This window comes from Bradyrhizobium sp. dw_78, assembly GCF_018449525.1.
Lineage (GTDB): Bacteria > Pseudomonadota > Alphaproteobacteria > Rhizobiales > Xanthobacteraceae > Bradyrhizobium.
Genome location: NZ_JAAVUS010000001.1, coordinates 566,106 through 581,488, shown reverse-complemented (window position 1 = coordinate 581,488; position 15,383 = coordinate 566,106). Strand labels below are relative to the sequence as shown.

12 protein-coding genes are annotated in these 15,383 nt (G+C 63.9%); 6 read left to right on the top strand and 6 right to left on the bottom strand.

From position 1 onward, the window contains the following. The first annotated feature begins 294 nt into the window (after positions 1–294). Positions 295–1,491 carry an efflux RND transporter periplasmic adaptor subunit gene (locus HB630_RS02620; RefSeq protein ID WP_249780672.1) on the top strand — a complete coding sequence of 399 codons (1,197 nt, stop codon included), beginning with the start codon at positions 295–297 and terminating at the stop codon, positions 1,489–1,491. Continuing rightward, positions 1,488–4,646, top strand: coding sequence for a multidrug efflux RND transporter permease subunit (locus HB630_RS02615; protein ID WP_213769865.1), 3,159 nt, complete (start codon positions 1,488–1,490; stop codon positions 4,644–4,646). Before HB630_RS02620 ends, HB630_RS02615 begins: the two co-directional genes overlap by 4 nt. A gap of 40 nt (positions 4,647–4,686) precedes the next feature. On the opposite strand, the gene HB630_RS02610 is transcribed toward HB630_RS02615, so the two are convergent. From HB630_RS02610 to HB630_RS02590, 5 genes are all read right to left on the bottom strand, one after another. Beyond that, a complete protein-coding gene (locus tag HB630_RS02610) occupies positions 4,687–5,694 on the bottom strand; it encodes a tripartite tricarboxylate transporter substrate binding protein (RefSeq protein WP_249780605.1) in 1,008 nt (335 codons plus the stop codon). Positions 5,695–5,757: 63 nt separating this feature from the next. Then, complete coding sequence (locus HB630_RS02605; RefSeq protein WP_213769864.1) at positions 5,758–6,816, bottom strand: 2Fe-2S iron-sulfur cluster-binding protein; 1,059 nt, start codon at positions 6,814–6,816, stop codon at positions 5,758–5,760. After that, on the bottom strand, positions 6,813–7,808 hold the full coding sequence (locus HB630_RS02600) for a 4-hydroxythreonine-4-phosphate dehydrogenase PdxA (RefSeq protein WP_346656020.1): 996 nt from the start codon (positions 7,806–7,808) through the stop codon (positions 6,813–6,815). Before HB630_RS02600 ends, HB630_RS02605 begins: the two co-directional genes overlap by 4 nt. Continuing rightward, on the bottom strand, positions 7,805–8,275 hold the full coding sequence (locus HB630_RS02595) for an aromatic-ring-hydroxylating dioxygenase subunit beta (protein ID WP_213769863.1): 471 nt from the start codon (positions 8,273–8,275) through the stop codon (positions 7,805–7,807). Before HB630_RS02595 ends, HB630_RS02600 begins: the two co-directional genes overlap by 4 nt. A 9-nt stretch (positions 8,276–8,284) precedes the next feature. Beyond that, positions 8,285–9,523, bottom strand: coding sequence for an aromatic ring-hydroxylating dioxygenase subunit alpha (locus HB630_RS02590; RefSeq protein WP_213769862.1), 1,239 nt, complete (start codon positions 9,521–9,523; stop codon positions 8,285–8,287). A gap of 134 nt (positions 9,524–9,657) precedes the next feature. Between HB630_RS02590 and HB630_RS02585 the strand changes: the two genes are divergently transcribed. Next, complete coding sequence (locus HB630_RS02585; protein ID WP_213769861.1) at positions 9,658–10,455, top strand: IclR family transcriptional regulator C-terminal domain-containing protein; 798 nt, start codon at positions 9,658–9,660, stop codon at positions 10,453–10,455. On the opposite strand, the gene HB630_RS02580 is transcribed toward HB630_RS02585, so the two are convergent. Beyond that, positions 10,445–11,791: a sorbosone dehydrogenase family protein gene (locus tag HB630_RS02580; RefSeq protein ID WP_249780604.1), complete on the bottom strand. Its 1,347-nt coding sequence runs from the start codon at positions 11,789–11,791 to the stop codon at positions 10,445–10,447. The genes HB630_RS02585 and HB630_RS02580 overlap by 11 nt on opposite strands. Before the next feature lie 466 nt (positions 11,792–12,257). On the opposite strand from HB630_RS02580, the gene HB630_RS02575 reads away from it, so the two are divergent. The 3 genes from HB630_RS02575 to HB630_RS02565 are packed head-to-tail and all read left to right on the top strand — an operon-like array spanning position 12,258 to position 15,270. Continuing rightward, on the top strand, positions 12,258–13,391 hold the full coding sequence (locus HB630_RS02575; protein ID WP_213769860.1) for an 8-amino-7-oxononanoate synthase: 1,134 nt from the start codon (positions 12,258–12,260) through the stop codon (positions 13,389–13,391). Continuing rightward, entirely contained in the window at positions 13,388–14,026 is a 639-nt protein-coding gene (gene bioD, locus HB630_RS02570; protein WP_213769858.1) for a dethiobiotin synthase, read from the top strand. The genes HB630_RS02575 and bioD overlap by 4 nt, the downstream gene beginning before the upstream one ends. Next, the gene (locus tag HB630_RS02565; RefSeq protein WP_213769857.1) at positions 14,023–15,270 is read left to right on the top strand and encodes an adenosylmethionine--8-amino-7-oxononanoate transaminase; all 1,248 of its coding nucleotides are present in this window, start codon (positions 14,023–14,025) and stop codon (positions 15,268–15,270) included. The genes bioD and HB630_RS02565 overlap by 4 nt, the downstream gene beginning before the upstream one ends. Positions 15,271–15,383 lie beyond the last annotated feature (113 nt).

Sequence of the window (15,383 nt, the reverse complement as noted above, 5' to 3'; positions counted from 1 at the left end):
GCGTAACGGCCCTACACGGTCCGTCGAGCAAGCGGCCATGGGAATAAAAGCGGAAATAAAAATTGTCCTGCGGTGTTTTCGTCACGCGGTAGCGATCTGCGTTGTAACGATGTCGTGTTGATAACCGCGATCGCGCAGAAAAATCACAAAATTTACGGTTTCGCGACCCGGATCGAATTGTGCTAGCTTCGAATTTGGAGCGGTGACGAAGGCGCTGGAAGTATGCATCTTGCAAGAATGACGATCGGCCTGACTGTGCGTGTTGTCGCGTTGGGCGCCATGACGTTCGGAACGATGACGCTCGCAACGATCGTGACCGCCGAAGCCCAGCTCGGACCGGCAGGACCTCCTGCGGTCGGCGTCATCGAAGCGGTCAAGCGGCCGGTGACCGAATCCAACGAATTTCTTGGACGTATCGAGGCGCCCAATCGCGTCAGCGTGGTCGCGCGCGTCACCGCCTTTCTGGAGAAGCGAAGCTTCGTCGAAGGCGCGGAAGTCAAGACCGGAGATATGCTCTATCAGCTCGAACGCGGTCCGTTCGAAGCCGATCTCGAATCGAAAAAGGCCCAGGTCGCGCAGTTGCAGGCGACGCTCGTCAACGCCAAGCTGACGACCGACCGGGCGCGGACCCTGCTCGGCGGTCCGGCCGGCCAGCAATCCACCTATGACGCCGCGGTGGCCAACCAGCAGAGCCTGGAAGCCCAGGTGCAGGCCGCGCAGGCGCAGGTGCAGCTTTCACAGATCAATCTCGATTATACCGAGATCCACTCGCCGATCGACGGCAAGATCGGCCGCACCGCGGTCACCGAGGGCAACGTCGTCAGCCCGAGTTCGGGCGTGCTCACCACCATCGTCAGCCAGGATCCGATGTATGTCACGTTCCCGGTCTCGGTCCGCGAGGCGCTGACGCTGCGCGAGCGCTACGCGATGCGCGGCGGCTTCAAGGCCGTGGTGATCAAGGTCAGGCTGCCCGACGGCCGCCTCTACGGACAGACCGGCCAATTGAATTTCGTCAACAACACCATCGCCCAGAACACCGACACCATCTCGTTGCGCGGCACCATCCCCAATCCGGCGATGCAAGGTTTCTCCGCCACGGAGGGGGCGGTACGTGAACTCACCGACGGCGAGTTCGTCACCGTCATGCTGGAGGGCGTGCAGCCGGTCGACGTGCTGGCGATCCCGCGCTCCGCGGTGCTGTCGGATCAGCAGGGCGAATACGTCTTCACGGTCGGCGCCGACAACAAGGCCGAGCAAAGGCGAATCCAGCTCGGACAATCGACCTCCACCATTGCCGCGGTGACCAGCGGAATTTCACTCGGCGACAAGGTGATCGTCGAAGGCTTGCAGCGGGTGCGCCCCGGCCAGCCCGTTGCGCCGGGACCGGCGAGCGCCCTGATCCAGTCCAGCATGAAGACCACGGCGGAGGACGCTCGCACGCAAAAGGATGGCGGTGCGATCGGGCCGAAATCCGCGGGTAGCAATCCATGATTTCTTCCGTTTTCGTCGACCGTCCGCGGCTTGCGATCGTCATCGCGCTCGTCATCACGATCGCGGGCGCGCTGGCGCTGTTGCAAATTCCCGTGGCGCAGTTTCCCGACATCGTGCCGCCGCAGGTAACGGTCACCGCAACGTTTCCGGGCGCTTCCGCCGAGGTGGTGGAATCCAGCGTCGCCCAGCCGCTCGAAGCGCAGGTCGTCGGCGTCGACAAGATGCTCTACATGAAGTCGACCAGCGGCAACGACGGCAGCTACACGCTGACGGTTTCGTTCGCGCTCGGCACCAATCCCGACATCAACACCGTCAACGTCAATAACCGTGTGCAGAGCGCGCTCGCGCAATTGCCGACCGAGGTCCAGGCCCAGGGCCTGGTGGTACAGAAGAAATCCTCGGCTGTGCTGCAGTTCATCGTGCTGTACAGCAAGAACGGCGCGCAGGATCCGCTGTTCATTACCAACTACGCCATCATCAACGTGCTCGATGCGATTTCGCGCACGCCGGGCGTCGGCCAGGCCACCCTGTTCGCGAAATTGAACTACTCGATGCGGATCTGGTTCGATACGCAGCGCCTCACCAGCCTCAATCTGGCGCCTTCGGACGTGATCGCGGCGATCCGCGCGCAAAGCGTGCAGGCGCCGGTCGGCCGCATCGGCGCACGACCGATCAGCGAAGACCAACAGTTCCAGTTCAATGTGCAGACGCAGGGCCGGCTGACGACATCGGCCCAGTTCGGCGACATCGTGCTGCGCGCCAACCCTGACGGCTCGGTGCTGCGCATCAAGGATGTCGCCCGCGTCGAGATCGGCGCACAGAACATGGACAGCGAGTCGCGGATCGACGGCCAGGCCGGCGTGCCGCTCGGCATCTACCTGGCGCCCGGCGCCAATGCGGTGACGACGGCCAAGGCCGTACAGGCCACGCTCGCCAAACTTTCGGAGCGGTTTCCGCCGGGCCTGACCTATCTCGTACAATACGACTCCACGACCTTCGTCAGCGACACCATCACCGAAGTGATGAAAACGCTCGGCGAGGCTTTCATCCTTGTCGTGATCGTGGTGTTCCTGTTCCTCGGCAATATCCGCGCCACCGTGATTCCGGCGGTCGCGGTTCCGGTCAGCCTGATCGGCACCTTCGCGCTGCTGCTGGCGCTCGGCTATTCGGCCAACACGGTGTCGCTGCTGGCGATGGTGCTCGCCATCGGCATCGTGGTCGACGACGCCATCGTGGTGGTCGAAAACGTCGAGCGCGTGATGGGCGAAGAGCCGGACCTGACGCCGGCCGAGGCCACCAAAAAGGCGATGGCGCAGATCACGGCGCCGATCATCGCGATTTCACTGGTGCTGTTGTCGGTGTTCGTGCCGATCGCGTTCATTCCCGGCATTTCCGGCACGCTGTTCCGCCAGTTCGCGGTGACGATCAGTTCGGCGATGGTGATCTCGGCGCTGAACGCGCTGACGTTGTCGCCGGCGCTTTGCGCGGTATTCCTGCGGCATAGCGGACCGCAGCGCGGTATCATGGGGCGCGTGCTCGGCAGCATCGACTGGGTTCGCGACCGTTACGCCGGCGTGGTGCATCGGCTGGTGCGTGTGGCGGTGCTGTCGCTGGTGGCGGTGCTGGTGTTTGCCGCCGGCATCTACGGCGTCTCGCGCGTGACGCCGACAGGCTTCCTGCCCGAAGAAGACCAGGGCGCCTTCTTCATCGCGGTGCAATTGCCCGATGGCGCGTCGGTGGCGCGCACCGGCGAGGTGACCAAGCAGGTCGAAGCGGTGCTGAAACAGATGCCCGCGATCGATCACGTGCTCTCGATCATCGGCTTTTCATTGCTCGACGGCGGCAGCGAACCGAATTCGGCCTTCATCGTCGCGCGTATGAAGCCGTTCGCGGACCGCAAGGCGGCAACCGATTCGGTGCAGGCGACGATCCGGCGCACCTTCGGCGCCGGATCGCAGATCCGGCAAGCCAGCATCCTGCCGTTCAACCTGCCGCCAATCATCGGGCTTTCGACCTCAGGCGGCTTCGAATATCAGCTCGACGCGCTGGAAGGACAGGATCCGGCCGCACTCGGCAGCGTGATGGGCGGCCTGATCGGCGCGGCCAACCGCGACCCGCGGCTGACGCGGGTGTTCTCGACCTTCACCGCGACCAACCCGTCGATCTATCTCGACATCGACCGCGCCAAGGCGCAGGCGCTCGGCCTCAACATGGCCGACGTGTTCACGGCGTTGCAGGCAACGCTGGGCGGCATCTATGTCAACAACTTCAACCTGTTTGGCCGCACCTGGCAGGTCAACGTGCAGGGCGAGGCGGCCGATCGCGGCGACATTCCCGACATCTGGCAGATCTATGTGCGCAACAGCACCGGCGACATGGTACCGATCCGCTCCATCGCCAGCCTTCGGATCGTGACCGGGCCGCAGGTCATCACCCGCTACAACAACTACCGCTCGGTCACGGTGAATGGCGGACCGGCAGCCGGCGTCTCGTCAGGCACCGCGATCGCCGCGATGGAGGAGCTCTCCAAGAATACGCTGCCGGCGGGCTATTCCTACGAATGGACCGGCACCGCCTATCAGGAGCAGGCGGCCTCGGGCCAGACCGGCATCATTCTCGCGCTGGCGATTCTGTTCGCCTATCTGTTCCTGGTGGCACTGTATGAGAGCTGGACCATTCCCATTCCGGTGTTGCTGTCGGTCACGGTCGGCGTGCTCGGCTCCTATCTCGCCATCAAGGTGGCCGGATTGAATCTCGACCTCTATGGCCAGATCGGCCTGGTGGTGCTGATTGCGCTCGCGGCCAAGAACGGCATCCTGATCGTCGAATTCGCCAAGGAACAGCGCGAGGCCGGGCTGTCGATCGCGGAAGCCGCGGCGATGGGGGCGCAGATGCGGTTCCGCGCCGTGATGATGACCTCGATCGCCTTCATTCTCGGCCTGCTGCCGCTGGTGGTCGCCACCGGCGCCGCGGAGATCAGCCGCCGTGCGGTCGGCACCGCCGTGTTCGGCGGCATGCTCGCCGCAAGCTCGATCGGCATTTTCCTGGTGCCGATGCTTTACGTGACAATCCAGGGATGGCGCGAGCGGGCGAAGGAGCGCTTCGGAGGATCCGACGAGGCGCCCCACGCAAGCCCGCCCGCGGCTTCGACCTGAGTTTGGTGAGGAAGCCAGATCGCCTCTGGCTTCCTGAAACCTATTCCACCGAAATATCGGCGCTTTTGATCACGCTACGCCATTTGTTGCGCTCGGCGTCGAAGAATTTCGCCGTCTCCGCTGTACTCCCGCCGACCGGCTCGACCGCAATCCTTGCGAACTGCTCCTTCACCTCGGGCAGCGCCAGCACTTCGTTGATCTCGTGATTGAGAAATTCGACGATCGCGGTCGGTGTCTGCGGCGGCGCCGCGACCGCAAACCAGGTGGAAGATTCGAACGATGCGACGCCCGCCTCTTCCAAGGTGGGAACGTCCGGCATCGACGCATCGCGTTTCCGGCCGCCGGTCGCCAGAATCCGCAGCCTGTCGCCCTGCTGCAGCGAGAGCGACGAGCCGAGATTGTCGAAGAACAGATCGACATTGCTGGCCATGATATCCTGTAGCGCCGGCGCCGTTCCGCGATAGGGCACATGCATCATCTGCGTCCCCGTCAGCTTCTGGAACAGGATGCCGGTCAAATGCGAGGTCGATCCGATTCCCTGCGAGGCAAAGCTCACCTTTCCCGGATTCGCCTTGGCATAGGCGATCAGTTCCTGCGCGGTCCTGGCGGGAAAGCCCGGCCTGACGTCGAGCACGTTCGGCACTGCGCCGAGCACCGTCACCGGCTCCAGATCGGGCGGTTTGAAGCCGAGCGAATCCGGCTTGTAGAGCGACTGATTGATCGCGAGCGGACCGGGCGGGCTCGCCAGCAGCGTATATCCGTCCGCCGGAGACGTCGCCACATAGGCCGCGCCGATATTGCCGCCGGCGCCGGACTTATTCTCGACCACAACGGGTTGGTTCCAGCGCTTGCTGAGATACTGCCCGACAATCCTCGGCAGTGAGTCGGCGGTGCCTCCAGCCGGGAACGGCACGATGATGCGGACCGTGTGATCCGGATAACCTTGCAACGCATCCGCAGCGTCGGCGCGATCCGGCCACACTTCCATCCCGCCTTGGGCGAGAACCAGTCCGAGCCCGAGAAGCATCTGCCTGCGACATACGGCCATTGGAATTTCCTGCCCTGGATCGATTGTTATGATTGTCTTGTCGTTAGCCCGGATCTGACCGAATTAGAACCGGGCTTTCATGTTTTCTTTTGACGCGTTTTCTTGCACAGCCTCCGGATTTCCCGACGACACATTTCCCGACGACACGAAGGGATCGGCAAAGAACTGTCCATCCGGCAGCCCGGCCAGCGTTTCGAAGTCACGCCGGGCGGTGCGGATCATCAAGGGATTGCCGCAGGCATAAACCTGCCAACCCGACAAATCGGGGATGTCGCGCAGCACCGCTTCATGCACAAGCCCGGTCGCGCCGTGCCAGCCGGCATCGGGCTCGGAGAGCACCGGCACGAATTGCAGCCAGGCCATACGCGCCTGCCATTTTTCCGCGAGCTCAAGAAGATACAGATCCTGGCGGCGGCCGCCGCCCCAATAGAGCCGAACGCGGCGGGTATTCCCGCGCGCGATCAGATCCTCGATGATGGATTTGATCGGCGAAAAGCCGGTGCCGGTCGCAAGACAAACCACCGGCTTTTCGAACTCCGTGCGCAGGTAAAACTCCCCGTAGGGAATCTCGATATCGAGCTTGTCACCCTTGTTGAGCCGCGCCAGCACGCCTTCGGAAAATTGGCCGCCGGGAATGCGCCTGATATGCAACTGCACGCCATCGCTCTCCCGCGGCGCATTGGCCATCGAGAAATTGCGGGTGTCGCCGTCCAGCATTGCTACGCGCAGATATTGTCCGGCCCTGAAGCGGGCGCGGATGCCGGCGGGAAAACGCAATAGCAACGTGTAGACGTCGTCGGCCACCTTGCCGACCCGGTAGACATCGGCGGTGATCTTCTTGCGCGCCGCCGGATCGTGACGGTTGATCCGCTTGGGATGAATGACGATGTCGGTCTGCGGCGTCGCGCGGCACAGCAAGACCCCACTCGCCGGCCCCGCCATTTGCTTTCCGCCCGAAGTGACGCTGCCGCGGCACAGTTCGGCTTCGCACGTCGAACAGATGCCCTTCCGGCAGGAATAGGGCAGCGAATAACCGGCCCGCTCCGCCGCATCCAGCACGGTCTCACCCGCTTCGCAGGCGAACGCGATATCGGTTTGATCGACGGCGACCTGAAACATCATGACGCCACCGCAACGGTGAGATCGGTCGCGCCGGACAGAAGCTTGAGCGAACGCAGCACCGCCTCCGGCTCGGCAACGCCCCTGCCCGCAATATCGAAGGCGCTGCCGTGACCGACGCTTGCGAACAGCACGCCGGCGCCGATCGACATCGCCGCCGAGTTGCGCCCGGCCATCAGTTTGACCGGGATATGGCCCTGGTCGTGATACATGGCGACAAAGGCATCGAAGTCGCGACGGCCCAGCATCAAATCGGCGCCGAGCGGCCCCTCGACATCGATCCCCGCCGCCCGCAAGCTGTTGGCGGCGGGAACGGTGATCCTGTCGTCATCGTCGCCGAACAGGCCGTTCTCGCCGGCGTGCGGATTGATGCCGAACAGGCCGATGCGCGGCTGCTTCACGTCAAGCTGGCGCAAGGCATCGGCGGCGGTGCGCGCCGCCCGATCCACCAGTTCGGAGGTCAACCGCGCCAGCGCTGTGTGCAGCCGTTCGTGCAAGGTGACGTGAACGATGCGAAGCCCGCCGCCGACCAGCATCAGGAAAACGTGATCTTCGGCAGTGCCGGTCAGGCGCGCCAGCAGGCCGGGATATCCGGAAAACGGAATGCCGGCGGCATTGACGTTGGTTTCCGAATGCGGGCACGCCACGATCGCGGACGCACGGCCTTCATTCACCAGCCGGATCGCCGCGGCGACATAATCGACTGTGGCGCGGCCACCGGCCGCGACCGGCGTGCCGGGATGGAAGGCCTCGCGGCGCAGGGCATCGACGCTCGAAAAATACAATGCGTCCGGGCGGGGCGCTGATCCGTCCAACGGCACAAGCGCAAGATCGCCGGCATGGCGCTCGGCGTAGAAGCGCAAGACGAATTCGTCGCCCACCAGAACGATCGCCGGCCCGCCCTCGCGCGCCATTTGCACCGCCGCCTTGACGGCGATCTCCGGGCCGATCCCGTTGGGATCGCCGGTCGTCAGCGCAATGACGCGCGCGCTCACAGCGGCAGCGCCATCAGCGTATCGATCCGCGAACTGTCGCACACGACCGTCCGCTCGTTCAGGCGCGCCTTGCCGTCCTCGATCCTGTAGAGATCGAGGTAGCGGCCGGTGGCAAAGATGTCGGTGTCGCCGTCCTGCACAATGCGCGCGACGAGAAAGGAGGTTTCGCTCCGCACCTCGCTGCCGCTCTCCTGCAGGATCGAAGGCTGGCCGAGAATGTGCCTGTAGGATTGCCGCTCATAGATATTGGCCTCGCGCAACGCCGAGACGCGGTCCTTCAGCATGCCCTTGGAATTCGCGAAGATGATCGCGCCTTCCAGTCCTTCACGGTGGTTGGCGGCCGTGGTGATCCTGTAGATGCAGGAACCGTGGAAATGATCGGGCCATTCCTCCAGCCGGTCGTCGTCGATGCACCTGGCATATTCGGCCTGGGCGCGGGCGATCATCTGATACACGCTGTCAATCATGGTTATCCCTCACAGGCCCATGTTGCTGCGATAGGCTTTCCAGAAGCCGCGGACGGACGCCTCGGTGACGCGGCTTTCGCTGCTCTGCGCCTGGCTGCCGCCCATCTCCAGAACGGCCTCCTGGTCCGAGGCGCCGGCGATGCCGCGCTGCACGAAGCCGCCGACGCAGCCGTCCTCCATCGAAATGTAACCGGCGGGGCCGACCAGATTGTTCTGCTTGATGCGGACCAGCCGCTGCTCCGGCGTGTCATCGGCAAAGCCGAGATAGGTCCAGTTCAGATCGGTCTTGTCGATCGCGCGCGGAACGATCTGCCGCACCGCGATCGCATTCTGGATCTGCTGCAGCACGAAGGTCGGGAACACCGACAGGATCTGCAGCGTCACGCCGTCATGATATTCGTCGAACCCTTGCAGCAGCGAAGGATCGGCCAGCTTGTACTGGCTTTCCGAGCGAAGCTGCTGCTTGGCATATTCGGCATCCTTTTGCGCGACGGTATCGATCGCGGAATAACTGACGTGATGGCCGCCGCTGTCGTCGACGATGATGCCGCCCTTCAGCGACAGCCGGTTCAGTTCGAAGGTGGTGAAAAACAAATGCAGGATGCTGGCATGATAGGAGTCCTTGACGTTCTCCATATAGAGCTTCCAGTTGTTCGGCAGCGCCTGCGTCACTCGCCCCAGCACCACCGGCTTGCGGCCGCCGAGCACGCGCTCGATGCGCCCCGAGATTTCCTCGCCGAGATATTCCTCGATCGGCGGCACCTCTTCGGAGAACGAGCCGAAGATCAGGCCGTGCAAGATCGCGATCCGCAGCTTGCGGGGAGCATGATCCTCCATGCGGAAGGTTTCGGGCATGCCGCCCTTGCCCTTGATGCCGTCCTTGAACGCGACGCCCCTGAGATTGCCCTGCCGGTCGTAGGTCCAGGCGTGATAGACGCAGCTGAAATCCTTTTTGCCCTTGCCGTGATTGTCGAGACAGATCAGCGCGCCGCGATGGGCGCAGCGATTTTCGAACGCATAGATCTCGCCATCATCGTCGCGGGTGACGACCACAGGGGTGTCGCCGATCCGGGTGGTGCGGAAATCGCCGGGCTCGGGCAATTCCACTTCCAGCGCCAGATAATGCCAGCACGGCCCCTGGAAGATGCACTCCTGCTCCTTGCGGTAGGTCTCTGCGGTCTGGAAAACCCAGTATGGCACCCGGGTCAGCGTTTCCGATGGCGTGGCTTTGTGGGCTTCGAGCAGCATCGTCGATTGTCCTCCCGGATAACGGCTGGAGATTTGTTTTTATTTGACAGTGGCGCGCCGGAATGTTCGGATACCGAACAGCGTTTCCTATATCGAACAACCTAACCCGCCCCGATCGGCTGTCAAGGCGAGCCATGCCCGCGACCACTGCAACTTCAGGCCAACGATCGAGCGAAGGCATGGGCGGCCTCGCCAAGGGCCTCGCCATCATCGAGGCGCTCGCGGCGCGCGGCGTCCTCAACGTCTCGGACGCCGCGCGCGCCTCCAACATCACCCGCGCCTCGGCGCGACGATGTCTGATCACACTCGCCGAGCTTGGTTATGTCGAACAGTCCGGCCGCGAATTCCGTCTCCTGCCCCGGCTGCGCAAGCTGGGGGGCGCTGCGACCGGACGCGACCAGATGGCGCGCCTCGCCGGACCGCTGCTGGCGCAGGCCCGCGACGAATTATCCGAATCGGTTTCGCTGGCCGTGCTCGACCGTGACAGGCCTCTGTTCATCGCGCGCGCGGAAGCCGAGCACATCCTTTCCACCGGAGTCCGCGTCGGCGCGCATCTTCCCGCCTATTGCTCGGCCACCGGCCGGGTGCTGCTCGGCCAGTTTTCGGACCAAGAGATCGCCGAGCGCCTCGGCCACAAACCTTTTCATCAGCGGACGCCGCACACGATCACCGGACTGATGCCGCTGCTTGCCGAAATTCACACCGCACGCAAACGCGGTTACGCGATGAGCAACGAGGAGCTGGAGCTGGGCATGCGCGCGCTTGCCGTGCCCGTGTTCGGCGAAGCCGGCGCGATCGTTGCTGCCGTCAGCGTCAGCGCGGCGTCGGCCCGCGTCCGCGCCGCCGATCTGCGGCACCACTTCGTTCCGGTGCTGCAATCCTGCGCGAGCAGACTGAGCGAAGCGATCGGCAAAGCGGAAATCAGTGGCTGACGCGCCAGATCGTGCCACCGGCGTCTTCCGACACCAATAGCGCGCCATCATGCGCCACGGTGACGCCGACCGGACGGCCCCACACGTCGGAATCGTTGATGACAAATCCGGTGACGAAATCCTCGTATTCGCCGGTCGGCACGCCGTCCTTCAACCTGATACGCACGACCTTGTAGCCGGTCCGCTTCGACCTGTTCCAGGAACCATGTTCGGCCGCGAACGCGTCACCGCGATATTCCGCCGGAAAGCTGTTGCCTTCATAAAACGTCAATCCGAGCGATGCCGAATGCGCCTGCAGCAACACATCGGGAATCGTGATCTTGTCTTTCAGGTCCGGCCGCTCGCCGGCATGCCTCGGATCCTGATGGTCGCCGATATAGAACCAGGGCCAGCCATAGAACGCATTTTCGCGCACCCGCGTCACGTAATCGGGCACGAGATTATCGCCTAAACCATCACGCTCATTGGTCGAGCACCATAGCGCGCCGTTGCCGGGCTGGATTGCGAGACCGACGCAGTTGCGAATGCCGGTGGCGAACAGTTTTTGGTTTTTCCCATCGGGATCGAACGACAATACCGCCGCACGATCGGTCTCGAGGCCCCAACTGGCGCCGAGCGCATGCTCGCCGCTCCACGATTCGACGCCGCCCGGAGCACTGCCCATGCCGTCGGCCACGTTGCTGCCGGAGCCGACCGAAACCAGCATCCGCTTGTCGTCCGGCGTGAACGCTATGTCCCGCGTCGAATGTCCGCGGCCATGCGGCAGATCGGCTACGACGGTTTCGGGCGGACCGGACGCCTTGAGATCGCCGGCATGATAAGCATAGCGCACCACGCTGCCGGTGTTGGCGACATACAGCCATTGCGGATTGTCGCCGCTCGGAAAGAACGCGATGCCGAATGGGCGATCGAGGCCGCTGGCATAGATCTCGTTCGTGCTGGGCTTCGAAGCGCCATCCGCCGCCCGCAACACGCGAAGCCGGCCCGCGCTGGTTTCGGCGACGAAGATGTCGCCGTTCGGCGCCGTCCTGATGATGCGCGGACCGCTCAAGCCGTCGGCGAACAATTCGATCTTGAATCCATCAGGCACCTGCGGAACGGCGGAAGCGGGCCTTGGCACGACATGGGACATGTTGGCGGTGGAAGGCGTCGCGCCCGGCGGCGGCAGATCCTGCGGCAAAATCAGGCGCGTGGTGCCGGGTTTGTCGACCTGCCAATCGCCGAACGCGGCTCTGCCCTCCAGCGGAGCCGGCTGTGCGGCTGCAGCACCGGCGAGTGCGATCCAGAACGAGAGTGCAAGAACGCCCGCCATCGGGCCGAACGATTTGAGCATCATGATTTCCTCGCAGCGCAGCACGAAGCGCGCATCGGCCGCGCAGCTTGCGCGACCATAATGACATTTATGCCGCCGCGTTCATGCGCCCCGGTCCGCACATCGATCACTTTCACTTTCCCCGGGCGTGATCGTGCCGAGGGCCAGCCGATGGGAACAAAATGAGGCCGGGGCCGCCAGGATTCTCGGGAAAAACCGCCGGGCCGGTCCCCTCACCCGCAAAAGCCCTCATCCGGGCAGCCATGCCCGCGGCCGCCGTGGACTTGGCCATCTCATTGGACTATAGCGTTTCCGAGCGAAGCGGCTTCCGGTACGCGGTGAAGAAAGCGCGTCAAAACAAAAACATAGAGCCTCGGTTCTGATTCCATCAGAACCGAAAAGGCTCTAGAACCCTGCCAAATCCAACCGGCGTCGGCGGCGATCGGCCAGCATGACGTCCGACAATCCGGGCCAACCCGAAAGTATTCCGATGGCTTACGAACAAATCGAAATCCAACTTCGTGAGCTCGAAGACAAGGACCGGCTGCGAACGCTGCGCGCACGCTCGGGCGTCGACTTCACCTCGAATGACTATCTCGGTCTCGCCGAATCCGACGAATTGAGGCAGGCTGCGGCCGAGGCGATCGCCCGTGGCGTGCCGGTCGGCGCTGGCGGCTCGCGCCTGCTACGCGGCAATCACAGCGAGCACGAAGCGGTCGAAGCCGAAGCCGCGGCCTATTTCGGCGCCGCGACGGCGCTCTATTTCGGCGCCGGCTACACCGCCAATTTCGCGATCTTCTCGACGCTGCCGCAAGAAGGCGACGTCGTGTTGCATGACGAACTGGTCCACGCCAGCGTCCACGAAGGCATGCGGCGCGGCCGCGCCGAGCGGGTGAGCGTTCCCCACAACGACGCCGACGCCTTCGATACGCGGCTGCGCCACTGGCGCAAGGCCGGCGGCCGCGGACGGGCCTGGATGGCCGTCGAGAGCATCTACAGCATGGACGGCGACAGCCCCGATCTCGCCGATCTCCTGGCCGTCGCCGACCGGCACGAAGCGATCATCGTGATCGACGAAGCCCATGCGACCGGCGTGGCCGGCCCCGAAGGACGGGGACTCGCCGCCGCGTTCGAAGGCCGCGACAACGTGATCACACTGCACACCTGCGGCAAGGCGCTCGGCACCGTCGGCGGCTTCGTGCTCGCGCCGAAAATCGTGCGGGACTTCCTCGTCAACCGGGCGAGGCCGTTCATCTTTGCGACCGCGCCGTCTCCGCTGATCGCGGCGGTCACCCGGAGCGCACTTGAGATTTCGCGTACCAAACCACAGCGCCGCGAACGGCTCGCCGGACTTGTCGCTTATGCCGATCGCGAATTGCAGGCGCGCTGCGGGATCGCCTCCTCGCGTTCGCATATCCTGCCCGTGATCGTCGGCGCCGACGGCAGGGCCGTGGCGCTCGCCGCATCGCTGCAGCGGCGCGGATTCGATATACGCGCGATCCGTCCGCCGACAGTCCCCGAAGGCACCGCACGCCTGCGCATCGCGCTGACGGCAAACCTCGACGAGGCCGTGATCGCGAACCTGTTCGACGCGATCGCCGAAGACATGAGAAATCTGACATGACGGCGCCGATCGTCGTCGCCGGCACCGATACCGGCATCGGCAAGACCGTGTTCGCCGCAGCGCTCGCTGGCGCGCTGGACGGTTATTACTGCAAGCCGATCCAGTCGGGCCTTGAAGACGAAACCGATTCCGACGTGGTACGGCGGCTGTCGGGCCTTGGCGCCGAACGAGTCCTGCCCGAACATTATCGGTTGAAGACACCGGCCTCGCCGCATCTTGCCGCCGAGATCGACGGGGTTACCATCGATCCGGAACGACTCGGCATACCCTCCACCTCACGCCCGCTGGTCATCGAAGGGGCCGGCGGATTGCTGGTGCCGCTGACGCGCGAGCTCACCTATATCGACGTATTCGCACGATGGCATGCGCCGCTGGTGCTGTGTGCCCGGACGACGCTCGGCACCATCAATCACACCCTGTTGTCGATCGAAGCGATCCGCGCGCGCGCGATTCCGCTGCTCGGCGTCGCCTTTATAGGCGACGAAAACAGCGATTCCGAACGAACGATCGTAACGCTGGGACGCACGCGGCGGCTCGGCCGCCTGCCGTATCTGGCGTCGCTGGCGCCGGATACGTTAAGGGCCGCGTTCACGGCGCATTTCGACGTCAACGACTTTCTGAAAGACGCTCCATGAGACCGCCCTCGCCGGTATGGCATCCATTTACCCAGCACGCCGTGCAGGGCGAGATACCAACCATCGTCAGGAACGAGGGCGCTTGGCTGGAGACCGCCGACGGACGCCGGATCTTCGACGCGATCTCGTCGTGGTGGGTGGTGACCCACGGCCATCGCCATCCGCAGATCATGCAGGCGATCAAGACGCAGGCGGACCTGCTCGACCAGATCATCTTCGCCGGTTTCACCCACCCGCCGGCTGAGGAACTGGCACAACAGCTCGTGGCGATGACGCCGCCAGAGCTCAAGCATGTGTTCTTCTCCGACAGCGGCTCGACCTCGGTCGAGGTCGGGTTGAAGATGGCGCTCGGCTTCTGGCTTCATTCCGGCGAGGACCGCCGCCACATCCTGGCGCTCGAAGGCGCCTATCACGGCGACACCATCGGCGGCATGTCAGTCGGCGAGCGCGGCGTGTTCAACGCGCCTTACGAACCGCTATTGTTCGACGTCAGCCGCCTGCCGTTTCCACATCGGGGACGCGAACAGGAGACATTGCAGGCCCTGGAAAAAGCCTGCAACGAGCAGGCCATCGCCGCGCTGATCATCGAACCGCTGATCCTTGGCGCCGGCGGCATGCTGATCTATGAGCCGCGGGTGCTTTCCGAGATGGCCCGCATCTGCCAATCCCACGGCGTGCTGCTGATCGCCGACGAGGTGATGACAGGCTGGGGACGCACCGGAACACTGTTTGCCTGCGAACAGGCCGGCGTGGTGCCCGACATCGGCTGCTATTCCAAGGGGCTTACCGGCGGTTCGGTGCCGCTGGCGGTCACGTTATGCCGCGGTGAAATTTTCGACGCGCATTACTCGCAGGACCGGCGCAAGACGTTTTTCCATTCAAGCTCCTATACCGCCAATCCGATCGCCTGCGCCGCAGCGCTCGCCAATCTGAAGATATGGCAGCACGAGCCGGTGATGCAGCGGATCTCCGATCTCGCCGCCGTCCACGCCAAAGCGCTCGATCGCTTTCGCGACGACCGGCGCTTTTGCAATATCCGGCAGATCGGAACCATCGCAGCGCTCGATCTCGCCGTGACCGATGCGGGCTATCTCGCCGACATCGGCCCGAGGCTCTACGGACATTTCATGGCCCGCGGACTCCTGGTCCGTCCGCTCGGCAATACGATCTATCTGATGCCGCCTTATTGCAGCACGGCCGACGAGATTAATGCCGTCTATCGGGCCATCGCCGACATCGCGTAACGCGGAAGCGGGATCGGGCGGGCAGCGCGCGCACCGCCGCCCAAGCCGGATGCGTTCGCGACATCGGAAAACACCGTTAACGATATAAAGGTCTGGGCAAATCGCCATGGTGT

Excerpts from the sequence above, each read along its gene's own strand:
- HB630_RS02620 (WP_249780672.1), top strand. The coding sequence starts at position 295 with ATGACGCTCGCAACGATCGTGACCGCCGAAGCCCAGCTCGGACCGGCA.
- HB630_RS02615 (WP_213769865.1), top strand. The coding sequence starts at position 1,488 with ATGATTTCTTCCGTTTTCGTCGACCGTCCGCGGCTTGCGATCGTCATC.
- HB630_RS02610 (WP_249780605.1), bottom strand. The coding sequence starts at position 5,694 with ATGGCCGTATGTCGCAGGCAGATGCTTCTCGGGCTCGGACTGGTTCTC.
- HB630_RS02605 (WP_213769864.1), bottom strand. The coding sequence starts at position 6,816 with ATGATGTTTCAGGTCGCCGTCGATCAAACCGATATCGCGTTCGCCTGC.
- HB630_RS02595 (WP_213769863.1), bottom strand. The coding sequence starts at position 8,275 with ATGATTGACAGCGTGTATCAGATGATCGCCCGCGCCCAGGCCGAATAT.
- HB630_RS02590 (WP_213769862.1), bottom strand. The coding sequence starts at position 9,523 with ATGCTGCTCGAAGCCCACAAAGCCACGCCATCGGAAACGCTGACCCGG.
- HB630_RS02585 (WP_213769861.1), top strand. The coding sequence starts at position 9,658 with ATGCCCGCGACCACTGCAACTTCAGGCCAACGATCGAGCGAAGGCATG.
- HB630_RS02580 (WP_249780604.1), bottom strand. The coding sequence starts at position 11,791 with ATGATGCTCAAATCGTTCGGCCCGATGGCGGGCGTTCTTGCACTCTCG.
- HB630_RS02575 (WP_213769860.1), top strand. The coding sequence starts at position 12,258 with ATGGCTTACGAACAAATCGAAATCCAACTTCGTGAGCTCGAAGACAAG.
- bioD (WP_213769858.1), top strand. The coding sequence starts at position 13,388 with ATGACGGCGCCGATCGTCGTCGCCGGCACCGATACCGGCATCGGCAAG.
- HB630_RS02565 (WP_213769857.1), top strand. The coding sequence starts at position 14,023 with ATGAGACCGCCCTCGCCGGTATGGCATCCATTTACCCAGCACGCCGTG.